The sequence below is a fragment of the Sphingobacterium litopenaei genome (assembly GCF_014692495.1).
Classification (GTDB): Bacteria; Bacteroidota; Bacteroidia; order Sphingobacteriales; family Sphingobacteriaceae; genus Sphingobacterium; species Sphingobacterium litopenaei.
The window spans coordinates 131,600-157,320 of sequence record NZ_JACOIJ010000004.1 but is presented as its reverse complement, the minus strand read 5'-3'; the positions used below and the strand labels follow the sequence as shown (position 1 = coordinate 157,320).

General features: G+C 37.4%; 15 protein-coding genes. 14 read left to right on the top strand and 1 reads right to left on the bottom strand.

The window, feature by feature from the left end:
- Positions 1 to 233 precede the first annotated feature (233 nt).
- Both H8B04_RS03675 and H8B04_RS03670 read left to right on the top strand, forming a co-directional pair.
- Positions 234 to 1,841 carry a M14 family metallopeptidase gene (locus tag H8B04_RS03675; RefSeq protein WP_190301485.1) on the top strand — a complete coding sequence of 536 codons (1,608 nt, stop codon included), beginning with the start codon at positions 234 to 236 and terminating at the stop codon, positions 1,839 to 1,841.
- 11 nt (positions 1,842 to 1,852) lie between these two features.
- Entirely contained in the window at positions 1,853 to 3,610 is a 1,758-nt protein-coding gene (locus tag H8B04_RS03670; protein ID WP_165290777.1) for a M14 family metallopeptidase, read from the top strand.
- 35 nt (positions 3,611 to 3,645) lie between these two features.
- Here the strand turns inward: H8B04_RS03670 and H8B04_RS03665 are convergent, their stop codons facing one another.
- Positions 3,646 to 4,341 (bottom strand): NUDIX hydrolase, encoded by a 696-nt coding sequence (locus H8B04_RS03665; RefSeq protein ID WP_165290778.1) that lies wholly within the window; start codon positions 4,339 to 4,341, stop codon positions 3,646 to 3,648.
- 130 nt (positions 4,342 to 4,471) lie between these two features.
- Here H8B04_RS03665 and H8B04_RS03660 point away from each other — a divergent pair, with 130 nt between their 5' ends.
- Genes H8B04_RS03660 through H8B04_RS03605 form a run of 12 tightly spaced genes read left to right on the top strand, consistent with a single transcriptional unit; the run spans position 4,472 to position 25,534 of the window.
- Positions 4,472 to 6,121 (top strand): ribulokinase, encoded by a 1,650-nt coding sequence (locus tag H8B04_RS03660; RefSeq protein WP_190301484.1) that lies wholly within the window; start codon positions 4,472 to 4,474, stop codon positions 6,119 to 6,121.
- Positions 6,111 to 6,803, top strand: coding sequence for an L-ribulose-5-phosphate 4-epimerase (locus H8B04_RS03655; RefSeq protein WP_165290780.1), 693 nt, complete (start codon positions 6,111 to 6,113; stop codon positions 6,801 to 6,803). Before H8B04_RS03660 ends, H8B04_RS03655 begins: the two co-directional genes overlap by 11 nt.
- 29 nt (positions 6,804 to 6,832) lie before the next feature.
- Positions 6,833 to 8,332: an L-arabinose isomerase gene (gene araA, locus H8B04_RS03650; RefSeq protein WP_190301483.1), complete on the top strand. Its 1,500-nt coding sequence runs from the start codon at positions 6,833 to 6,835 to the stop codon at positions 8,330 to 8,332.
- A gap of 18 nt (positions 8,333 to 8,350) precedes the next feature.
- Positions 8,351 to 10,048: a sodium:solute symporter family transporter gene (locus H8B04_RS03645; protein ID WP_190301482.1), complete on the top strand. Its 1,698-nt coding sequence runs from the start codon at positions 8,351 to 8,353 to the stop codon at positions 10,046 to 10,048.
- 21 nt (positions 10,049 to 10,069) lie between these two features.
- On the top strand, positions 10,070 to 11,212 hold the full coding sequence (locus tag H8B04_RS03640) for an aldose epimerase family protein (protein ID WP_223815256.1): 1,143 nt from the start codon (positions 10,070 to 10,072) through the stop codon (positions 11,210 to 11,212).
- Between the two features lie 25 nt (positions 11,213 to 11,237).
- Positions 11,238 to 13,178: a glycoside hydrolase family 97 protein gene (locus H8B04_RS03635; protein ID WP_165290783.1), complete on the top strand. Its 1,941-nt coding sequence runs from the start codon at positions 11,238 to 11,240 to the stop codon at positions 13,176 to 13,178.
- Positions 13,179 to 13,199: 21 nt separating this feature from the next.
- Positions 13,200 to 14,768, top strand: a complete 1,569-nt coding sequence (locus H8B04_RS03630; protein WP_223815255.1) for an alpha-N-arabinofuranosidase — start codon at positions 13,200 to 13,202, stop codon at positions 14,766 to 14,768.
- Between the two features lie 25 nt (positions 14,769 to 14,793).
- Complete coding sequence (locus H8B04_RS03625; protein ID WP_190301481.1) at positions 14,794 to 16,764, top strand: alpha-L-arabinofuranosidase C-terminal domain-containing protein; 1,971 nt, start codon at positions 14,794 to 14,796, stop codon at positions 16,762 to 16,764.
- A 2-nt stretch (positions 16,765 to 16,766) separates the two neighbouring features.
- On the top strand, positions 16,767 to 19,127 hold the full coding sequence (locus H8B04_RS03620; protein WP_190301480.1) for a glycoside hydrolase family 127 protein: 2,361 nt from the start codon (positions 16,767 to 16,769) through the stop codon (positions 19,125 to 19,127).
- 25 nt (positions 19,128 to 19,152) lie between these two features.
- Entirely contained in the window at positions 19,153 to 21,081 is a 1,929-nt protein-coding gene (locus tag H8B04_RS03615) for a family 43 glycosylhydrolase (protein WP_190301479.1), read from the top strand.
- A gap of 32 nt (positions 21,082 to 21,113) precedes the next feature.
- Positions 21,114 to 23,042 (top strand): family 43 glycosylhydrolase, encoded by a 1,929-nt coding sequence (locus H8B04_RS03610; protein WP_223815246.1) that lies wholly within the window; start codon positions 21,114 to 21,116, stop codon positions 23,040 to 23,042.
- Positions 23,042 to 25,534, top strand: coding sequence for a sugar-binding domain-containing protein (locus H8B04_RS03605; protein ID WP_190301478.1), 2,493 nt, complete (start codon positions 23,042 to 23,044; stop codon positions 25,532 to 25,534). Before H8B04_RS03610 ends, H8B04_RS03605 begins: the two co-directional genes overlap by 1 nt.
- Positions 25,535 to 25,721: the final 187 nt, after the last annotated feature.

The following is a 25,721-nucleotide window of genomic DNA, read 5'->3' as shown; positions in this document are numbered from 1 at the left end:
TCAGGCTGCATTTTGGAATGCAAAAATAATGTATATCTTATTAAAAGCAAAGCGTTTGTTAAGAATAATTTAAAATTTATAATTAGCTCTTCGGATACGAAAATTTGTTGTTCAAAATTAATAAGATAATATACGTATATTATATCAAACAAGTTACTTATACTTAATAAAAAATTAGTGTTAAAAGACTATTTTTAGCCTATAGTATTTACCACTACTTCTAACCTAAGATTATGAAAAAGACCTTTTTGGGTTTGTTACTTATTAGTCCGTTGTTGTCTTTAGCACAGCTCAAATATCCTTCCTATGCTGAAGTACAATCTTCCATTAGCGGATACTCGACCAAGGGATTGGTTTCGCAAACTGTTATCGGAAAAAGTTATGGGAATGAAAATATTTCCGTCATCAAACTACAATTGGATGAAAAACCGAAGCCTACTTTGCTAGTAGTAGCCGGGATAGACGGTAAACATCCTGCTGGTACGATAGCTTCTTTGCAGCTGACCAAACAAATTTTAGCTTTACCTAAAGATTCTCTTCAAGCTTTGCTGAAAGACAAGTCTATTTGGATTATTCCGTTAGTAAATCCTGATGCTTACAAACGTAATTCATCTACAAAGCAATGGCTTTCGGGGAATAGTCGTAAAATAGACAATGATCGAGATGGTCGTTTGGATGAAGATTCTGCTAAAGATTTGAATGGGGATGGTATCATTTCACAAATGCGCGTAGAATCGCCGATTGGGAATTTTAAGGTGCGTAAAGATAATCCTAATTTGTTAGTCGCTGCTGATAAGTCCAAAGCTGAAAAAGGAAATTATATTGTATTTCCTGAAGGTATAGATCAAGACTTTGATGGACGATATGGCGAAGATGGTGAAGGCGGTGTAAATATAGATCGTAATTTTACTTTTGATTATCACGCTTTTTTAGCTGAAAGCGGCGACTATGCTGCATCTGAGCCCGAAACACGCGCATTGGTAGATTTTATTTTTGCTAATCCACAAATTGCTAGTGTCCTCCATATAGGTCTAGCGAATAATCTTTCCGAACCTGAACGATATGATGCGCGTGCGGCCAACGAACGTATTGTGAAATCTTGGAGTGTAAATGATGTAGAAATGTCTAAATACATTTCTACTATATATAAGGAACACACTAAATCTTTAGGTGAAGCAAGCAAAATGGTATCCTCGCCTGGAAATTTTTCAAATACGGCATATTATCATTTGGGAAAATTTAGTTTTTCCACTCCATTGTGGTGGCCTTCCGTTACTGATTCTACGAAGAATACAAATAAAACTACAGATGCCAATGAAACTTTCTATAAATGGGTGGATATAAATAATGTTCAGGGCGCCATCTTGCCTTGGTCAAAAGTTAATCATCCTGATTTTTCAAATCAAAAAGTTGAAGTTGGAGGTGTTGTCGATATTTTTAGAAATAATCCACCAGTAGAGTTTTTGGAAACTTCCGTGCAAGCGCATACCGGCTTCGTGGTAAAGCTCCTAGAGAATATGGCAAAATTGGTGTTTTCTACGCCTAAGGTGACTTCACTGGGAGATGATATTTACCGAGTGGAATTATCTGTAATGAATGTAGGTAATATGCCTACCTATCCTGAAATAGCAGATCGTATACGTTTTGTATCACGATTCAAAACGGTTTGTGATTTACAAAGTAATCAGCAGTTTTTGAGTGGAAAAAGGCTGCAGCTATATAGCGCATTAGGAGCAGGTGATTCAAAAACTTTTTCTTGGTTGATAAAAGGTAAAGGTGCCGTGAAAATCCAAGCTGGATGTCCCACTTCTGGAGAACAACAAATCGAAGTAAAACTTTAATCTGTCGTCCAATGAAAATTAAACATATAATTTTAGCCCTATTCTTGTGTACTCAAATGAGTACAAGCCTGTTGGCTCAAAAAGAAAATAAGGACATCGATATCCCAGGACTACGTGCAATTGGGACTCCGGCAAATCCAAAAGTTCCGATGAATTGGAATCGTTATCATGATAATAAGCAGATCGAGCAATTCTGTAAGGACTTGCAGAAAGCTTATCCTAATTTGGTGAAATATGAATCCATAGGAAAATCATACGAAGGTCGAGATATTTTTGTTTTGACGGTTTCAGATTTTAAAGATGGGAATACCGATCGCAAACCTGGACTTTGGATAGATGGAAATATTCATGCCAATGAATTACAAGGTTCGGAAATTGCTATGTATACAGCTTGGTATTTGGCCGAGAATTATCATCAAGTAGACTTTATTAAAGAGTTATTACGCGATAAAGTATTTTATATAGCGCCGACTATTAATCCAGACTCTCGTGATTATTTTATTTATGAACCGAATACGATGCATTCGTCACGTACAGGTCGTCGTCCTTTTGATAATGATGGAGATGGTTTGGTCGCAGAAGACTTGTACGATGATTTAGATGGAGATGGACATATTGTGACGATGCGTCGTAAATCCAAAACTGGTCGTTATAAAGTTGATCCTGAAAATCCCAATCGCATGGTGTTAGCAAAGCCAGGGGAAGTAGGAGAGTACGAACTTTTGGGATATGAAGGCATAGATAATGATGGAGATGGGTTGGTCAATGAAGATATAACAGGTACGTATGACCCTAACCGTGATTGGGGCTGGAATTGGCAGCCGAATTACGTGCAGAATGGTGCTTTATATTATCCTGGAACGCTGCCAGAAACTATGGCTGTGAAAAATTTCTTTTTTAAGCATACTAATATTGCAGGTGCACAATCCTATCATAATTATGGGGGTATGATTTTGCGTGGTCCAGGAGCTGCAGACGATGAACGTTATTATTCCCGTAAAGATGTGCAAGTGTATGATGCGTTAGGTAGGACGGGAGAAAAAATGTTGCCAGGCTATAATTATATAGTAATTCATAAGGATTTATATACGGTTTTTGGAGGAGAGATTGATTTCTTTGCTTTAGGTAGAGGTGTCTATACCTTTTCCAATGAACTGATGACTACTTTTAAATTATTCAATAATAAAGAAGCTGGAAGTGGTCAGAATGAATATTATGATTTTGATAAATTACTTTTGTTTGGTGATGCTTATGTGCCATGGAAAGAGTACGACCATCCTCAATTCGGTAAAATAGAAATCGGTGGGGCGAAGAAAAATTACACGAGAAATCATCCAGGATTTCTATTGCAAGAAGATGCGCACCGTAATACTGCATTTACTATTTTTCATGCATACCATACTCCGAAATTAGAATTCACTGATGTGAAGGTAAAGTCATTAGGTAGTAATTTGTATGAAGTAAAAGCCTCTGTGTGGAATACCCGAATTATTCCGACGCATTCGGATCATGATGTTCGCAATAAAATTAATAGACCGAATTACATTACATTAAAAGGTGTCGATGTTATTACAGGTATGCGAGTTTTGAATGATGACTTTAATGTCACGGAAGAACAAAAGTATAAACCCGAACAAATTGAAGTGCCTTCTATTGAAGGAATGACGGAGGTCAAAGTCAAATGGATTGTAAAAGGAAATCCAAACAAAGCAAAGATTATCGTAGATAGTGAAAAGGGAGGCGTGATAGAGACGGAAGTAAAAATATAAAGAGATAGGGCTGTAAATTTTACAGCCCTATCTTCTTATTCTCCGTACCAACCTGGTAAGAAGTTGAGGAAGGATATAATCTTTTCTTTGTATATTGATTTGTCTACTTTATAATAATAGGCACCTTTCTTCGAATTTTCTTTGTCCTTTTCATTCAGTTTGATCAATAATTTGGAGGCAAGAAGTTTTCTAGTGAAATTTCTTTTGTCCAATTGATTTTGATAAATCGCTTCGTATAATAAAGTGATTTGTGGAATCGTAAACTTATCTGATAGAAGTTCGAAGAGAATAGGGTAAAGCGCGGCTTTTTTCTTAAGCTTGTTATGCGCTTCCACCACCATTTCATTATGATCGAAAATCAATGGAGGACATTTTTCCAATTTAAACCATTTGGCTTTATAATCTGTACTAAGGATTTCGGTATTGATTAATGCAAAATAGCATAAGCTGACTACACGTTCCTGCGGTTCGCGGTTGGGATTGCCAAAAACAGCAAATTGTTCCATATATATATGGTCTAATCCAGTCAGGGATTTCAGAACTCGTTGTGCAGCGTCGCCAGGAGACTCATTTTCTTCTACGAAACCGCCCATCAAACTCCATTTTCCTTTTTCAGGCTCAAAATCACGTTGAATAAGAAGAATTTCAAGCTCTTCTTTGTTGAATCCGAATATGATACAATCGACGGCCAGAAGGATTTTTTTATTCTTTTTGTAGAAGTCTAAAGTCATGAGTTTAAATTAATAATTATATAAAAATTAAAAAAAAATTTTAAACTTCAAAAATAAGTGTTAATTTGACACTAATTATTGAGACATCTGTCTTATTGATGACAATTATAAACTGAAAAACAATTATAAAATGAATAATCCTTGTGTAATTGGGGTAGACTTTGGGAGCGATTCTGTGCGTGCAATTTTAGTGGATGCAACAAATGGTCAAGAGCTAGCATCACGTGTGAGCTATTATCCGAGATGGAAAAAGGGATTATACTGTAATCCGGGAACCAATCAATTCAGACAACATCCATTAGACTATTTAGAAACTATTGAAGAAGTCATTAAAGGCTGTCTTTCTGACGTAGAAGCCCAAACAGCCAATCTAGTGGTAGGAATTTCTGTGGATACCACTGGTTCTACACCAGTAGCGGTCAACCGAGAAGGAAAACCACTTGCAATGACTCCTGAATTTGCGGAGAATCCAAACGCTATGTTTGTGCTTTGGAAGGACCATACTTCAATCAAAGAAGCTAGTGAAATCAATCAACATGCAACAAAATATAAAACAGACTATTTAAAATATGTCGGTGGCGTATATTCTTCGGAATGGTTTTGGGCAAAGATGCTGCACATCCTACGCGTAGATGAAAAAGTGCAACGTGCAGCCTACACTTGGGTAGAGCATTGTGACTGGATTCCTTTTGAGTTAACTGGTGGAAAAGATGTTACACAATTAAAAAGAGGCGTGTGTGCGGCAGGACATAAAGGATTATGGGCTGAGGAATTTAATGGCTATCCACCTAATGAATTCTTTACAGCATTGGATCCTTTGCTAAAAGACCAGGTACAACGTCTAGGTACCCAAACATATACTTCAGATCAGGTGGTGGGCAATCTTTCGTCCGAATGGGCGGAGAAATTAGGGCTTTCGAGGAATGTGGTAGTAGGTGTAGGTGCATTCGATTGTCATATGGGAGCTGTAGGGGGAGAAATCGAGCCTTATTATTTAAGTAAAATTGTGGGCACATCCACTTGTGATATACTGGTAACACCCGAAAAATTAGACTTTACGTTAAAGGGTATTTGCGGACAGGTAAATGGTTCGGTAATACCAAATATGGTAGGATTAGAAGCTGGGCAATCCGCATTTGGGGATGCATATGCCTGGTTCAAAAATATCCTCATGTGGCCCTTACAACATATCTATGAGCTAGAAGAGTCGATGCTTCAAGGGATTGAATCGACTCTTCTTTTAAAATTAAGTGAAAAGGCAAATGAAATCGTGCCAGATGTAAAACATCCTTTAGCTGTAGATTGGTTGAATGGTCGACGTACTCCATTTGCTAATCAAAACTTAAAGGCTTCCATATTAGACTTAAACCTTGCATCAGATACTATCTCATTATTCCGAGCTATCGTGGAGTCCACTTGTTTTGGTGCGCGTAAAATAGCCGAATGCTTTGTGGAGCAAGGTGTTCCAGTAAAAGGGATTATTGCCATGGGAGGTATTCCTAAAAAGTCTCCTTTCATCATGCAAATGATGGCCGATATTCTCAATATGCCCATTAAGGTGCACAAATCGGATCAAACTTGTGCTTTAGGTGCAGCTATGTTTGCTGCAGTGGCGGCTAATGTCTATTCCAATGTGGGTGAGGCAATGGCAAAAATGGGACATGGATTTGAACAAACTTATTATCCAAACAGCGAAGTGGTGGGCATTTATCAAAAGAGATATGAACGATATATTGCTGCGGGTGATGTCTTAGAAAATAATTTATACGATGTACAATAACATAAAAGAAGAAGCATACGAAGCAAATATGAATTTGACTAAACTTGGTTTGGTCAAATTTACATTTGGTAATGTAAGTGTATTTGATCGAGATAAAGGGGTGTTTGCGATCAAGCCGAGTGGAGTTCCATACGAAATTCTGAAAGTAGATGATATGGTTATCGTGGATTTGGATGCGCAAGTCGTAGAAGGTACTCTTCGTCCTTCGTCCGATACCAAAACACATGCTGTATTATATAAGGAGTGGCCAGAGTTGGGAGCTGTAGTACATACACACTCAGTTTACGGAACAGCTTGGGCACAAGCTAATAGAAGTATTCCTATTTATGGCACGACGCATGCAGATCATTTGACCAAAGATATTCCATGTGCCCCACCTATGGCAGATGATATGATTGCTGGAAATTATGAATATCAAACAGGCTACCAGATTATTAATCATTTCAAAGAAGTGGGTTTGAACCATGAGGAAGTACAGATGATTTTGGTTGGAAATCATGCCCCATTTACATGGGGCAAAGATGGTAAACAAGCGGTGTACAATGCTGCAGTTTTGGAATATGTAGCGGAGTTGGCATTCCTGTCAGAAGGTATTAATCCTAAAATCGAACGCTTAAAAGCTTCACTAATCAAGAAACATTACGAACGTAAGCACGGAAGCAATGCTTACTATGGACAATAAAATTATTTAAATAAAAACCTAAATAAAACATGATATCATTAGAAACTTTAGAGGTTTGGTTTATTACGGGGAGCCAAGATCTATATGGGGAGGAAACTTTACGTCAAGCTGCAGATCATTCCAAAGAAATAGCTACATATTTTGATCAGCACGCAGGCATACCTGTACGTGTGGTGTTTAAACCTATTGTAAGAAACACGGAAGAAATTTATAAAACTATATTAGAAGCAAATAATACAGAAAAATGTATTGGCTTAATTACATGGATGCACACTTTCTCACCAGCGAAAATGTGGATTCGTGGTTTACAAATTCTAAATAAGCCTTTATTACATCTCCATACCCAATATAATCGTGATATTCCATGGGATTCTATCGATATGGATTTCATGAATTTAAATCAAAGTGCACATGGAGATCGTGAATTTGGTTTTATAGTGTCAAGAATGCGTTTGCCTCGAAAAGTGGTAACAGGCCATTGGCAAGATCCAGAAGTCATAGATCGTATTAACGTATGGGCGCGTGCTGCAGCCGCTTGGGCAGATTGGCAAGGCGCTAAGTTTGTTCGCTTTGGTGATAATATGCGCTACGTTGCAGTGACAGAAGGTGATAAAGTAGAGGCTGAAGTGAAATTTGGTTTCTCTGTGAATACACATGGAATTGGTGATTTAGTAAAAGAAATTGATGCTATTTCCGATGATGCAGTGCAGGCTTTGCTGAAAGAATATGAACAATTGTATATCATGTCGGAAGATGTACTCGAAGGCGGTAAATTTCGTTCAAATGTTTATGATGCCGCGAAGATTGAATTGGGATTACGTTCATTCTTAGAAAAAGGAAATTATAAAGGATTTACAGATACTTTTGAAGATTTGTACGGATTGCCACAATTACCAGGATTAGCTGTACAGCGTTTAATGGCAGAAGGTTATGCTTTTGCGGGTGAAGGTGACTGGAAAACTCCAGCTATGGTTCGTGCTTGTAAAGTAATGGCAACAGGGTATGAAGGGGCGAATGCTTTTATGGAAGATTATACCTATCATTTTGATCCTGCTAATGCTATGGTTTTAGGCTCACATATGTTGGAAGTTGATGCTTCATTGGCCGCGAGTAAACCTAAATTAGAAGTTCATCCTTTAGGTATTGGGGGTAAAGCAGATCCTGCGCGTTTAGTTTTTGATGCCAAAGGTGGTCCTGCATTCAATGCTTCATTAGTGGATATGGGTGATCGTTTCCGTTTGGTGGTCAATACTGTACAAGGCGTGGATGTTACTAATGAATTACCAAAATTACCTGTGGCACGTGTTTTATGGAAGCCAGAGCCTGATATGAAGACTGGATGTACAGCATGGATTTACGCCGGAGGAGCACACCATACAGTTTATAGCCAAAATCTTACATCAGAATATATGGAAGATTTTGCAAGAATAGCTAAATTGGAGCTGATTATCATTGATAAGTCAACCAAATTAGATCAATTCGAGAAAGAATTGAGAAATAGTGAACTGTATTATAAACTACAAAACTAATCTGCATTTATTAAACCTATGGAAAAGTTTGCAACTATTGACTACGTCATTTTTCTTATTTATTTTGTCGTGGTCGCTGGCTATGGATATTGGGTATATAGCAAGCAAAAGAAAGAATTGGCAAGTAGTAAAGATTACTTCTTGGCCGAAGGCTCATTAACATGGTGGGCAATTGGAGCCAGTCTTATTGCTTCCAATATCTCAGCAGAGCAATTTATCGGTATGAGTGGTAACGGTTTTACGGTGGGTATCGCCGTGGCTGCTTACGAATGGATTGCTGCTATTGCTTTGATTATCGTAGCGGTATGGTTTATTCCTGTTTATCTCAAAAACAAAATTTTTACCATGCCTCAATTCTTAAAACAACGTTATAATGAAACGACCAGTCTTATCATGGCTATCTTTTGGTTGTTCTTATATGTGTTTGTGAATTTAACTTCTATCCTATATTTAGGAGCGCTAGCCATCAGTAATTTGGGGGGTGGCGAGTACTTCCACGTGATTATAGTAGCATTAGCTGTATTTTCTATTGTCATTACTTTGGGTGGTATGAAAGTTATCGGTTTTACCGATGTTATTCAAGTGGTTGTACTGATTATAGGTGGTTTTGCAACAACTTATATCGCTTTGACATTAGTCTCTGAACATTTTGGATTAGGAAAAGATGTGTTAGCAGGTTTCAAACAATTAATGGTAGATTCTCCAAAACATTTTAACCTTATTGTAGATAAACCGACAGCCGAAAGTTCGCAAGAGGATGTAAATAAATATTTGATGCTTCCAGGAATTGGAATGTACTTAGCAGGTATTTGGATTGTAAACTTAAATTATTGGGGTTGTAATCAATATATCACGCAACGTGCTTTGGGTGCGGATTTGAAAACTGCGCGTACAGGTATCTTGTTTGCGGGTTTCTTAAAATTATTAATGCCTATTATCGTTATGTTGCCAGGTATTGCTGCTTATGTGCTTTACAAAAATGGTGCTTTACAAAATGAAATGGCTCCAGGAGGAAACTTTAACCCAGATAATGCTTATTCCGCGATTTTAGGATTCTTACCTAACGGAATGAAAGGTCTATCACTTGCCGCGTTGACTGCTGCTATCGTAGCTTCTTTAGCTGGTAAAGCTAATAGTATTGCGACCATTTTCACCATGGATATTTACAATAAATATATCGATAAAGGTGCATCTGAACGCAAGCTGATCAATGTAGGTAAAATCACTATTATCATATCTATTTTAGTGTCGGTATTCTTTACATGGGATGATTTATTAGGTATAGGTGGTGCAGGTGGTTTCACATTCATTCAAAAATATACGGGCTTTATTTCTCCAGGTGTATTTGCAATGTTCTTATTGGGTATGTTCTGGAAAAGAACTACAGGTTCAGCTGCTATTGTAGGTTTGATCACTGGTTTCGTTCTTTCGATTGTATTCAACAATTACGCTCCAGCATGGTTTGGACCAGAAACATTCTTATATACAGCTTATATCAATTCAGCTGGCGAATATGAGATTCCTTTCCAAATTTGTATGGGTCTAGCTTTCATGTTTACAATGATTATCATGGTATTGGTGAGCTTATTTGGTCCTAAAGAAAATCCTAAAGGATTAGAATTAGATTCTAAAATGTTCAAAGTAGAACCATCGGTAATGGTAATGATCGTCTTGACTATCTTAATTGTTGGGGCATTGTATGTTAAATTTTGGTAATTCATTATAAACTTAAAGATTATGAAAGCAAAGTATTATAGTCTCCTTTTTGCAGGGCTTCTTATGGCAAGTGCTTGTCAAAACACGAAGAACAATCAAACATCTTCGGAAATAGAAGCTACGGATACCAGCGTATTCTATGCGAGTTTGGACAATAAGGATGTCTTATTGTATAAAATCGGAAACGAAAAGTTGCAAGTAAGCATTACAAATTTTGGTGCGCGTATAGTTTCTCTTGAGGTAAAGGATAAAGACAGCAAAGATGTCGATGTACTTTTGGGGTATGATACAGCAGATGAATTTATCAAGAATACCAATAATTTTTATGGAGCTGTAGTAGGTCGTTTCGGTAATCGAATCGGTAAGGCTACATTCACTTTGAATGGTACAGCTTATCAATTAGAAAAGAATGATGGTGAAAATTCGCTACATGGTGGTACCAATGGTGTTTACAATAAAGTATGGGAAGTAAAATCCTTGTCCAAAGATGCTCTTACCTTGGAATACGTTTCTCCGGATGGCGAAGCAGGCTATCCTGGCAAGGTGACCATGCAGGTGACTTACAAAGTAAATAACGAAGGTGGTTTAGAAATCGAATATTCTGGCGAAACCGATAAAGAAACTATTTTGAACTTAACAAGTCATGGTTATTTCAACTTAAATGGTGAAGGTGATACGACTATTTTGGATCATGAACTATGGATCGATGCAGATAAATTGACAGAAGTAGATAGCAATTTGATCCCAACAGGAAGAAGCATTGCTATAAAAGGAACTCCTTTTGATTTTACATCGCCAAAACTTATTGGTGCAGATATCGATAAACAAACTCCACAGCTTAAATACGGCTTGGGTTATGACCACAATTTTGAATTGAATAAAAAAGATGGATTTTCTGAAGTAGCGAGTTTATATGCTCCAAAAACTGGTATTGAGATGAAAATCTTAACAACAGAACCTGGACTTCAATTCTATAGCGGAAATTTCATGAAAGATTCGGATCCGAAAGGAAAAGGAGGTAAAACTTATCCTTACCGTGCTGCATTATGTTTAGAAACACAACATTTCCCTGATGCGCCGAATCATGAAAGCTTCCCTTCAACGACTTTGCGTCCTGGAGAAAAATATAGTTCTAAGACAGAATATAGATTTTCTGTAAGATAACATAACATTAAATAATAGTTTGAAAATGAAATATTCTATTAGCTTCGTTCTTTTATTTGTGCTTTTTTATGTTCCTTCGACTGTGTTTGGAAAGAATACACCTATACAGATCGTCAGTCCAGATAAAAAGATTGAACTTTCCATTTCAACTGATCAAAAAGGAACTATAAAGTATCAAATTCTGCGTCAAGGTAACTTAGTTTTGGAAAGCTCCCAATTGGGTTTAAAAACTAAAACACAAGACTTTGCCACAAATTTGGTGTATAAAAGTGCGTCGGCTAATAGAATAATTTCTAAATCTTATACGGCTCTTCACGGCAAAAAAACACACTATTCTTATACCGCCAATGAGCGTGTGTTGACATGGCATAATGCGAACAAGAAAACATTGAATATCCGTTTTCAAGTGTCAGATGAAGGCGTTGTATTCCAATACGAATTGCCAAAATATAGCGAACAAATAGATTTTATAATCGAAGAAAAAACAAGTTATAACTTTAATCAATCCGCAAAAGCTTGGTTGCAGCCTATGGCTATTGCTAAAACGGGTTGGGAGCAGACGAATCCTTCTTACGAAGAACATTACCAAAAGGAAATTCCTGTTGGAACGCCGGAAAGTACAAAAACAGGTTGGGTTTATCCCGCATTGTTCGAAACCAATAATACTTGGGTATTGATTACTGAAGCTGGTTTGCAGCGCAATCATTGTGCGACGCGATTGCATTATGAATCACCAAATGGTGAATATCATATTGCTATGCCCGATGTTCGAGAAGTAATCAAAGACCAAAATCTTTATACAAAAATTGAAAATAATTTTGTGTCACCTTGGCGAGTAATTGCAGTAGGGGAACTTAAAAATATAGTGGAATCTGAATTGGCAAATGCCGTAGTTCCACAACCTAAAACTTCTTTTGCTTCTTTTGTAAAGCCAGGAAAGGCTTCTTGGAGCTGGATTAATAGCAAAGATGATTTTATCGTCTATGAAGAGCAGAAAAAATACATCGATTTTGCAGCAGATATGCGCTGGCAATATTGCTTAATTGATGTGAACTGGGACACCAAAATCGGTTTTAACAAAATTGCGGAGCTAAGCCAATATGCTCGTAGCAAAAACGTTGGTCTCATCTTGTGGTACAACTCTGCCGGAGATTGGAATACGGTAGGGTATACGCCGAAAAATAAATTATTAACCAAAGAATCTCGTCGAGCAGAATTTAAAAAATTACAGGATTTAGGTATCAAAGGAGTTAAGATTGATTTCTTTGGTGGTGATGGTCAGTCCGTTATTGCGTATTATCTAGATATCTTAGAAGACGCTGCTGATTACGAATTATTGGTGAATTTTCACGGCGCTACGTTACCAAGAAGTTGGGCTACTACGTATCCACATTTAGTGACTACAGAAGCTGTTCGCGGATTTGAGATGGTTACCTTCATGCAAGAAGATGCTGATCGACAAGCTGAGATCTGTAGCATTTTGCCTTATACGCGTAATGTGTATGACCCTATGGATTTTACCCCAATGAATCTATCTAAACTGCGTAGCAGTGTAAAACGAAAAACAACAGCCTCGTTTGAATTAGCTACAAGTATACTTTTTGTGTCGGGGATTCAACATTATGCCGAATCACCAGAAGGTATGGATGAAGTTCCAGCAGAAATAAAAGATTTGCTGAGAAATTTGCCTGATCAATGGGAGGATAGTAAGTTCATTAGTGGATATCCTGGAAAGGATATCGTGATAGCGCGTAAAGGAAATGGTGCATGGTATATTGCTGGTATCAATGGGGAACAAAAATCGAAAGAGTGGAAATTAGATTTAACATCATTCAAAGGGGATATTAAATTAAAAGTAGTGGATGGTGAATCACCTAATTTATTCCAAATAGATAAAAATACATCAACTAAACATGTTACTATACCTGTAAAACCCAATGGAGGTTTTGTGATGGTAATACAATAGCCTAATTAAAAAACATCTATTATGAAAAAGAAATTTTATGGCAAAGCACTTCGAACAAGTGCCATGCTCGGTATTCTATTTATTTCGCAGTCTCTATCGGCGCAAGTGTCGACCAATGCGATTAAGTTCAATACTTCCGATAAGAAAATCACTATTAACAAACATATTTACGGTCATTTTGCCGAACACTTAGGACGATGTATCTACGGCGGTTTTTATGTGGGAGAGGATAATACCACTATTCCGCATACTGCTGGGGTGCGTAATGATATTGTAGAAGCATTGAAAAAACTGAAAATTCCTAATCTCCGTTGGCCAGGTGGATGTTTTGCAGACACATATCATTGGAAAGATGGTATTGGTCCAAAAGAGTCAAGACCTACTATAGTAAACACTTGGTGGGGTGGGGTGACAGAAAATAATAGCTTTGGAACACATGATTTCTTGAATATGTGTGAGCTTTTGGAGACAGAACCTTATCTAGCAGGAAATGTAGGCAGTGGTGAAGTGCAAGAGCTAGCAGATTGGGTACAATATGTGAATCATGCGGGAACTAGCCCGATGGCGGACTTACGTAAAAAGAATGGAAGAGAAAATCCTTGGAAAGTTAAATTCTGGGGTGTAGGAAATGAAGCGTGGGGTTGTGGTGGTAATATGACACCTGAATATTATGCGGACGTATACCGCAAGTATGCAACTTTTATGTCGGATTGGACTAACACCGGTGGTTTGTACCGTATTGCCTCAGGAGCCAATGGCGGTGATTATAACTGGACTGAGGTTTTAATGAAGAAAATTCCACATAGCTTAGTGGATGGTCTTGCGCTGCATCATTATTCCAATGTAGAATGGAATAAAAAAGGTCCTGCTACTGGATTTACCGATGAACAATATTTCAAGACAATGAAATCGGCTTGGCATATGGAAGAATTGGTGAATAAGCATTCTGCCATTATGGATAAGTATGATCCTAGAAAACGTATTGCGTTAGTTGTAGATGAATGGGGCGGTTGGTACGAAGTTGAAAAAGGTACTAATCCAGGATTTTTGTATCAACAAAATACGATGCGTGATGCCATGATTGCAGGTGTGACATTAAATGTTTTCAATAATCACGCTGAGCGTGTGCGTATGGCAAACTTAGCACAGACTGTAAACGTGTTGCAGGCAGTAATCTTGACAGAAGGTGAAAAAATGATTTTAACGCCAACGTACCACGTAATGGAAATGTATAAGGTGCACCAAGATGCGACATTGATACCTCTATCGGTAGAAAGTAAAGATTTTGCCTTTGGCAATGAAAAAATTCCAGCTATTCATGCATCAGCCTCTGTAAATAAAGAAGGCGTAACACATATTTCTCTCGTGAATATTGATGCTACTGTAAAGCATGAAATTGTGATTGATCTGGATAAAAGTTATAAAGATTTGAGCGGAAGAATATTAACTTCTAAAACGCTAACGGATCACAATACATTCCAGGCTCCTGACAAAATTAAGCCAACAGCTTTTACTGGTGCTAAACTTAAAAACAATCAATTGAAAGTAGAATTGCCTCCTTTCTCTGTCGTAGTTCTTAGCTTAAAATAGGAACATTAACCAAAAAATGAACAAGATGAAACTTAAACAATATATTGCAATAGCAGCTTTGGCGATGCAGAGCCTACAATTTGGTTTTGCACAGCAAAAATCTTTGGTGGTAGATGTCAATAATTCTATAGCTAAAGTAAACCCAAATATGTGGGGTGTATTTTTCGAAGATATTAATATGGGTGCCGATGGTGGTATCTATGCGGAACTTATCAAAAACAGATCTTTCGAATTCTTCAGACCGATGATGGGTTGGAAAAATTTAGGACCTGTGAAAGAAGGTAACTATCTTATTTTGAACCGCCAGTCGAATAGCGAATCCAATCCCAGATATTTACAGGTCAACAAAAAAGAAAAAAATTCGATCGGACTACGTAACGAAGGTTTTCGTGGAATGGGGGTGAAGCAAGGAAATACATATGAATTTTCATTGTGGTATCGCCAACCTAGTGCAGGTATTAGTATTCGGGTAGAATTGGTTGATAGTGAAGGTAAGGTAATTGGTAGTACCGAACTGAAACCTGCACAAGCCAATAATCAATGGCAATATCAAGAAGTGAGTTTTACTTCAAGCAAAACCGATCAAAAAGCAAATTTGCAAATCTGGTTTGAGGGGCAGGGAAGTATTGATTTGGACATGATTTCATTATTCCCTACAGATACTTGGAAAGGTCGCAAAAAAGGTTTACGTGCGGATATGGTACAAACATTAGCAGATCTTAAACCTGGTTTTATACGTTTTCCAGGAGGCTGTATTGTGGAAGGTTTCGATCTTTCTCAACGTTTCCAATGGAAGAAAACGGTAGGTCCAATTGAGAATAGACAACTTATTGTAAATCGCTGGAATACAGAGTTTGCACACCGTTTAACTCCAGATTACTTCCAAACATTTGGTTTAGGATTTTATGAATACTTCTTATTGGCCGAAGATTTAGGAGCAGAAGCGCTTCCTATTTTGAACTGTGGTATGGCTTGTCAATTCAATACGGGCGAAGTGGTGCCATTGGACCAATTGGATCAGTATGTACAGGATGCATTAGATCTTATAGAATTCGCAAATGGCTCGGTTACTACACCTTGGGGTAAATTGCGTGCCGATATGGGACATCCTGCGCCTTTTAATTTAAAAATGTTAGGTGTCGGAAATGAGAACTGGGGTCCTCAATATATAGAGCGTCTAAAAGTATTTCAGGAAGCATTGAAAAAATATCACCCTGAAATTGAAATTGTAGCAAGTTCGGGAACGGATCCAGAAGGTGAACGTTTCCAATACCTCGATAAGGAATTGCGTGCCATGAAGATTGATATTATTGATGAGCACTTTTACAGAGATCCCGATTGGTTTTTATCGAATGCGAAGCGTTATGATAATTACGATCGAAATGGTGCTAAAATCTTTGCGGGGGAATATGCTTCGCATAGTAAAAACAATAAAAAACCAGAGTATCGCAACAACTGGGAAGCTGCTTTATCCGAAGCTGCTTTCTTGACAGGTGTAGAGCGTAATGCAGATGTGGTACAGTTGGCTTCTTATGCACCTTTATTTGCACATATCGATGGATGGCAATGGACTCCAGATTTGATTTGGGTAGATAATTTAAATGTGTATGTGACTCCGAGTTATCATGTACAGAAAATGTACAGTACGAACAAAGGGACTGATGTAGTTTCCTTACTACGTGATGGTAAAACCTTGACAGGAGAAGATAACTTGTATGGTTCGGCGGTAGTAGATAAAAAATCTAATGAGTTGATTTTAAAAATCATCAATGTGGGTGAAAAGACTGAGCAGCTTACTATTGATTTAAAAGGTATTAAGAAATCAGCTGGGCAAGCACAAGTAATGCTATTACATCATGATGATCCATTAGCGTTCAATGAAGTCGGAAAATCACCTTCTGTAACTCCGGTAAATTCAACTGTAAATTATAAAGGCAGGAAACTAACCTATACTGTGGGAGCTAAATCTGTAAACCTTCTAAAAATAAAATTATAGCCATGAAAAGATTTGTATGCAGAAATAAAATCATTGCTGTTGCTACTGCTTTAGTCTTATCCACAACAGCACAGGCACAGCAAAATAGCCCATCCATTTCTTTGTTTAAATTATCGGACGTAAGGTTAAAAGATGACTTATTTCTGCATGCGCAGAATCTTAATAAACGATATGTGCTGGAATTAGATGCTGATCGTTTATTGGCTCCTTATTTAAGAGAAACAGGTCTTACTCCTAAAAAACCAAGTTATACTAATTGGGAAAATTCTGGTTTGGATGGTCATATTGGAGGTCATTATGTATCTGCTTTGGCGTTGCTGTATGCGGCTACAGGAGATCAAGCGGCCTATGAGAAACTGGATTATGTCCTAAAAGAACTAAAAAGATGTCAGGACAATCTAGGTACAGGATATATTGGAGGAGTGCCAAGAAGTCAAGAATTTTGGGCTGATGTAAAACAGGGAAAGATAAGAGCTGGAGGTTTTGACCTCAATGGACGTTGGGTTCCGCTTTACAATATTCACAAAATATATGCTGGCCTTCGAGATGCCTATACGTTGGCAGGACGCGAAGACGCAAAGGATATGCTGATCAAGCTCACCAATTGGGGAGTAGATCTGGTAAGTGGTTTGTCTGATGAGCAAATACAAGATATGTTGCGCAGTGAGCACGGTGGATTGAATGAAGTATTAGCTGATGCTGCAGTCATTGCTAATGATCCACGATATATGCAATTGGCAGAAAAATTTACGCATTTGCAGATTTTAAATCCTCTAGTGGCTCACAAAGATGAATTGACCGGAAAGCATGCCAATACGCAGATTCCTAAAATCATAGGTGCCAAACGTATTGCGGACTTGGAGGGTAAGAAGGATTGGGATGATGGTGCTCGTTTTTTCTGGGAGACCGTTGTCAATAAGCGTTCGGTAGCTATTGGTGGTAATAGTGCCAGTGAGCATTTTCACCCTTCGACGGATTTTTCGAATATGATGTCAAATATTGAAGGTCCCGAAACGTGCAATACCTACAATATGATGAAGCTAAGCACGCAATTTTTCCAGTCGGACGGTGATAGCAAGTTTGTAGATTATTATGAACGTGCCATGTATAATCATATTCTTTCCTCTCAACACCCAGAGCATGGCGGTCTGGTATACTTTACTTCGATGCGTCCTTCACATTATCGTGTGTATTCGCAGCCTCATACCAGTTTTTGGTGTTGTGTGGGGTCTGGAATTGAGAACCATAGTAAATACGGTGAACTTATTTACGCCCATCGCGATAAAGAATTATTTGTGAATCTTTTTGTGGCTTCTGAATTGAATTGGCAGGAGAAAGGTTTACAAGTGATTCAAAGTACTGTTTTCCCTAAAGAAGGCAAATCAACATTAGCAATCAAAACAAAGAAATCGCAGGATTTTGCTTTGAAAATCAGATACCCTAGTTGGGTGAAAAATGAAAGCTTAACCGTAAAGGTTAATGGCAAAAGCTTTAAATCTTCTAAAGACGATTTAGGCTATTTTATGGTAAATCGTAAGTGGAAAAATAATGATAAAGTAGAAATTGAATTTCCAGTAGAAGTAAATGTAGAGCAGTTACCAGATCATTCTCCATATTATGCATTTCGATATGGTCCAGTGGTATTGGCAGCAAAAACAGATACAAGCAGAATGTTAGGCTTGTTGGCTGATGATAGCCGCGGAGGGCATATTGCTAAAGGAGATCAAGTTTCCATGACCGAAATACCGCATTTGGTTTCGCAGGCTTCTACTTTAGAAGAGCATGTTGAAATGGTTTCACCTCGTGATCTACGCTTCCAGTTGAATAGTCTTCAAGTGAAAAATCAACCAACCCAAATGGAATTAATTCCTTTTTATCAACTGCATGACAGCCGATATATTATTTATTGGCCCAAAGTAGAGTCAAGCAGTGAGTTGGAACAAAAATTAGTGAAGTACGAGCGTGATGATTACCAAAGACGTATAAATGCATTGACAGTGGATCATATTCAATGTGGACAGCAACAGTCAGAATCCGATCATGGTATACAGTATGATCAGTCTACTATTGGTTCGGATAATGGGGTGCAATGGCGTAATGCAACAGGTTGGTTTTCTTATCAATTGACCAATAGAAATAAACGAGCGAAGTATCTATGGATTTCGGACTTGGAAGGTAATAATAAAGATTATAATGTGCTTGTGGATGGTCAGATTTTAAAAGTTGATGAGCAAAAAGAAAATGGTCGCTATTATGTGCTGCCGCAAATTGACGATAAAATAAAAGTTACATTACAAGCTAAGGGAAATATTTCAGTGCCGAAAATTAAAGAAGTTAGATTATTAGCTCAAAAGTTCGATTAAGTAATCGAAATACATACTACCAATCATGAAACTAAATAAATTTTTAATACCACTATTATTGATTTTAGGTTCTTATATGTACGCGCATGCGCAGAATAAAGAGCCACATTATGCAGGCTATTTATTTGCATATTTTGAAGGTAAATCGGATCCGATGAAGCGAGAACATCTGCGATTTGCAACAAGTTCAGACGGCGTAAAATGGAAAGCCATAAACAATAATTTTGCAGTTATTTCGTCTGATACTATCGCTAGTACGGGTGGTATTCGCGATCCGCATTTGTTACGAGGAGCAGAAAAAGGTTTTTATCTTGTGGCAACAGATATGAAAACGTTTAAAGATGGGTGGGATACGAATCCAGGTATTGTTATGATGTATTCGGACAATCTGGTGGATTGGAAACATCAAGTTATCAACTTAGAAAAATCTTATCCTAAGAAATTTGCTAATGTAAAATGGGTGTGGGCTCCGCAGACATTTTATGATGCAAAGAAAGGTAAATACTTAGTGTATTTTACCGTTCGCTATCATCACAATGAAAAGCTAGATTTTTATGCTGCCTATGCTAATATGGATTTTACAGGATTTGAAGCAGAGCCAAAATTGCTTTTTAGCCCTAAATTTGGAGGCATTGATGGTGATATTATTTTTGACAAAGGAATTTATCATTTCTTTTATAAAGGAAATACAAAAGATGCTAACGGTAAAGAATTTGAAAATGGAATTAAAGTCGCCACTAGCAAATCCTTATGGGGACCTTGGCAAGAAAACGATGGTTATTTAGATAGCTATGCCAAAACCAATACGAAAGTAGAAGGCTCTAGTATTTTTAAACTTAATAATTCGGACGAGTACATTTTGATGTACGATGTATATTCAGATGGGCGCTATGAATTCCAAAGAAGTAAAGATTTAGCGACTTTTACCGAAAAACCCGAAGCTTTTACTAAGAATTTTGATCCTCGACATGGAAGTATTATTTCCATCACCAAGGAGGAAGCTAGAAATTTAGACCGCAAGTGGGGAGGTGTTTTACCAGAATTAGTACAGCCAACGGAAAAAGGTGATCGTTATGTATTTAAATCCAAAGGCAATCCTATCATTCAGCATCATTATACAGCAGATCCAGCAGCCTTAGTCCAAGGAGATACCTTATGGATGTATGTGGGGCATGATTTTGCGGGAGGTCAGCGCGGATACGTGATGAAAGATTGGTTGGTTTACTCTACTACTGACATGAAAACTTGGACAGAATATCCTGTTCCATTAAAAATTGAAGATTTTACATGGGCAAAAAGTGGTGATGCTTTTGCTGGACATGTTGCCGAGCGCAATGGTAAATATTATTGGTACATCAGTACGAACTGGACGGGTATAGGTGTCGCTGTAGCGGATCGTCCTGAAGGACCTTTTAAAGATGCTTTGGGAAAACCTTTATTAACCAACAAAGACTGTTTTGCCTCCACGCATTCTTGGGCATGTATTGATCCCGCCATATTCATTGATGATGATGGTACCCCCTGGATATTTTGGGGTAATCGTGAATGTTATTTTGCCAAACTTAAAGACAATATGATTGAGATTGATGGGGAAATAAAACAAGTGAATTTCGATGGGTTTTCATTTACAGAGGCGCCATGGATTCATAAATATAAAGGAAAGTATTATTTAACTTATGCTACTGAATTTCCAGAAAAAATAGCCTACGCTATGGCTGATAATATTCAGGGGCCTTATGAATATAAAGGTATTTTGAATGAAATTGCTGGAAATAGTAACACCAATCATCAATCCGTTGTAGAATACAAAGGTAAATGGTATTTCTTATATCACAATGGTGGAATTCAGACAGATGGCGGAAGCTATAGTCGCTCCGTATGTGTTGATTTGTTGGAATATAATGATGATGGCACAATAAAACGAATCAATATGACTACCGAAGGAATACAATAAGAAACTTTTTATAAAAAGCTTGAACTAATATTATGAAGTTAATCAAATTTAAACCGAACCAAATGATTGTGGGACTCATTTTGGTTATTCAATTTATGGGTATTGGGACCAATGCCCAGGAGTACAAATCAGGTCCGTCCGAAAAGGATTATGTGGGATACCTTTTTACCTATTTCAAAGGTAATGCAGTAGAAAATGAAGTCGTTTGTTATGCTGTGAGTACGGACGGCTACAACTTTAAGGCTTTGAATAAGAATGAACCTGTCTTAAATTCATCCGAAATAAGTCTGACAGGAGGTGTACGTGATCCGCATGTATTACGTGGGCACGATGATAAAACATTCTACATGGTGTTGACGGATATGACGTCATCTAAAGGTTGGGATTCCAATCGTGCTATGGTTTTATTGAAATCAAAAGACCTGCTGACCTGGACACATTCCAACATTCATATTCAAAAAAGATTCAAAGGCCATGAAGATTTGAAACGTGTTTGGGCACCTCAAACTATTTATGATGAAGCTGTAGGAAAATATATGGTTTATTGGTCGATGAAACACGGAGATGGACCTGATATCATTTATTATTCTTATGCCAATGCTGATTTTACAGATTTGGAAACTGAACCTAAACCGTTATTTATTCCAAAGAATGGAAAGTCTTGTATAGATGGAGACATCATCAATAAGAATGGATTGTTCTACATGTTTTACAAAACAGAAGGTCATGGTAATGGATTGCGCTTAGCGATTACAGATTCTTTGACATCAGGAAAATGGATAGAACAACCTGGTTACAAACAACAAACACGTGATGCGGTAGAAGGATCAAGTATCTTCAAATTAAATCATTCGGACAAATACATTTTGATGTATGATGTATATCATAAGGGACGTTATGATTTTTGTGAAAGTACAGATTTAGATAGATTTCATCTGATTGACCAAAAGATTTCTATGGATTTCCATCCTAGACATGGTTCTATTATTCCTCTTTCTAGATCCGAATTAATCGCCTTGACCAATAAATGGGGTAAACCTGAAGGTATTGAAATTCCTAAAGCGCAGAATCCAGTTTTAGAAGGTTACTATGCAGACCCAGATATCATCTATTCACATAAACACAAAAAGTACTTCTTATATCCAACCAGTGATGGTTTTGACGGTTGGGGAGGTTATTATTTCAAAACTTTCTCTTCTGAAAATCTAAAAGACTGGAAAGACGAAGGTGTAATTTTGGATTTGAAAAAAGATGTGCCTTGGGGCAACCGTAACGCTTGGGCACCGACGATTACAGAGAAAAAAATAGGCAAAAACTATAAATATTTCTATTACTTCACCGCAGCGCAGAAGATCGGTGTTGCAGTAGCTGACGAACCAACAGGACCATTCAAAGATTCCGGAAAACCTTTGATAGATTTCAAACCTGAAGGAATCAATCGTGGTCAGGAAATTGATCCGGCTGTATTCAATGATCCCAAATCGGGAAAGAGCTATTTATATTGGGGTAATGGCTATTTAGCTGTCGCAGAATTAGAAAAGGACATGCTTCGTATTAAGAAAAATACGATGAAAGTCATTACACCTAATGGCACTTTCCGCGAAGGAGCTTTTGTAATTTATAGAAACGGTAGATACTATTTCTTCTGGTCTGAAGATGATACAAGAAGCCAAAATTACAGCGTCCGTTATGGCTATTCGGATTCACCTACCGGCAAAATAATTGTTCCAGAAAACAATAAAATATTGCAAAAAGATCCTTCAAGAGGTATCTTTGGTACCGGTCATAATTCGGTGATCCAAGTTCCTGGAAAAGACGAATGGTATATTGTTTACCACCGTTTTAGCATTCCAAATGGTATCCATATGGGAGATGCAGCGGGATTTCACCGAGAAGTTTGTATTGATCCATTGACTTTTGACAGTGAAGGAAATATTTTACCAGTAAAACCTAGCCTATAATGAAACCTTTTTTTAATGCACTAATTACCTTTTTATTTTTTTGCTGCTTCGCAAACATTTTACACGCTAAACCTGGTTTTGGAACAACAACAAATATTAACCAGGGATGGTATTTTAAACTAAATGATATCCAAAATGGACAGAATCAACAACAGTTTGATCGTTCGTTTCAACGATTAGATCTGCCACATGACTGGACTGTAAAACAAACATTGAATCCTTCCTTAGCTTCTGCAACTGGTTATTTGCCTGGCGGAATAGGTTGGTATTACAAAGTTGTAAACATTCCGAAAGAAGACACTGGAAAAAAAGTTTTTGTATACTTCGAAGGTGTTTACAATCGTAGCGATGTGTATATCAATGGACAGCCTTTAGGACATAGACCAAATGGTTATATATCGTTTATGTACGATATGACTCCTCACTTAAAATATGGTGAAGAAAATGTCATTGCTGTTCGCGTAGATCATAGCCAAGATGCAGATTCGCGCTGGTATACTGGATCAGGAATCTATCGTGATGTGTGGTTAGTGAAATCAGAACCATTGCATATTGATTTGTGGGGGCTTTATTGTTATCCTGAATTGAATAAAGATGCAGGCACATTGCAAATAGAATTAAACTTGGTAAATGAACTTAGCAAAGCAAAAAATGTGAAAGTACAGTACGAATTATTAGACCCACAAGGAAAAGTTGTGGCAAAAAATAATGGTTCGTATGCCATAAAAGCAAATGATAAAGCCGCTTTCAAAACGCAATTGAAAGTTACTAAACCTCAACTATGGTCTTTAGAATCTCCTGTTTTATATCAATTGATAACTAAAATCTTTGACAAAGACAGGTTGGTAGACAGCACGACTGTGAAAACTGGTTTCCGCAAATTTACTTTTGATCCCAATAAAGGTTTTGCCTTGAATGATAAATGGATGAAAATGAAAGGTATCTGTTTTCACCATGATGCAGGTGTATTAGGTGCTGAAGTTTATCGCGAAGTGTGGAAAAGAAGATTGTTAAATTTGAAAGAAATCGGAGTTAACGCGGTCAGAACCAGCCATAATCCACAATCTCCTATTATCTACGAATTGTGTGATGAACTGGGCTTATTGGTAATGAATGAGGCTTTTGATGAATGGGAATTTCCGAAAAGGAAATGGCTTGAAGGCTGGAATGTGGGGACTCCAGGTTTTCAGGGAACGTATGATTTTTTCGAAAAATGGGGAGAACAGGATTTAGCTAGTATGGTCAAAAGAGACCGTAACCATTTATCAATTTTTGCTTGGAGTATAGGTAACGAAGTGGATTATCCAAATGATCCTTATTCGCATCCTATATTAAATGGAGACAAAAATCAAGGATTTACACAAGCAATTTACGGTGGTTACAAAAAAGATGCTCCGGATGCGATGCGATTAGGTGTTATTGCTAAAAAGTTAGCAGCAGTAGTAAAAAAATATGACTTGAGCAGACCCGTAACGGCTGGTTTGGCTGGTGTTGCGATGTCTAATGAAACAGAATATCCTGGAGCATTAGATATTGCAGGATATAATTATACTGAAGGTAAATACCATGAAGATCATAAAAAATATCCAAACCGTGTGATTTATGGAAGTGAAAATAGACATGAATTGGAAGCATGGAAAGCTGTTGCGGATAATGAGTTTATTTTTGGACAATTTCTGTGGACAGGGATTGATTATTTAGGAGAATCAGGACGTTGGCCTTCAAGAGGTTTTTATTCGGGATTGTTAGATCTGGGAGGATACATCAAACCAAGAGGTTATTTCAGACAATCTTTGTGGTCAGACAAGCCGATGGTTTATATTGGAACTTATCCTTTGGAAGGTGCTAATTGGGATAATAACACTTCTGTGTTGCAAATCAACGAGCGTAGAAAAAATGAAGAACCTTCAATCGATGCTTGGCCGATCTGGAACTACAAAAATGGTCAATTGATCCGTGTTGTGTGTTATACCAATGCTGCTCAGGCATATCTTGAATTGAATGGAAAGGTTGTGGGCGACAAGAAATCAGACAAAGGTAAGTTTGGCGTGTTATTTTGGGATATTCCTTATCAAGAGGGTGAGTTAATGGCAGTTGGATTAGATGCCAATGGAAAAGAAATATCCAGACAAGAACTCAAAACAAGCAAAAGACCAGAGTCTATCTTTGTCAAGCAAGGAGATGAAATTACTATATCGAAAGATGGAGAAGTAGGTCAGCTTGAAATTCAATTAGTAGATGAAAATGGTGTTCCTGTGCTTTTGGCAGAAGATGAAATTACATTTGAATCTACACACAACATTCGCTTATTGGGCATGGAAGGCGGAAATAATTCGGATATGACAAGTTATACCGATAATCGTCACCGTGTTTTCAGAGGGCGTATGATTATTTATTTCAAAGCAAATAATTCCAATGAAAATGAAGGAAGGATTATTCTTTCATCGCCTTGGTTAGTACAAAAAGAAATAAAAGTGAAGTTTAAAAATTAGTATTTTATTTTAAGTATAGTAAATCAATTTTTAAGGTTGCAATTTCTAGGAATTGTAGCCTTTTTTTGTTAAAAAAAATATAAATATGTTCAGTGTTTGGAGTAAATAATGTGTGTTCTTGTATTTTTTTATATAAAACCCATAATAATGGGAGTATTTAAAAGCAAGGTATGGGCTATTTGATATT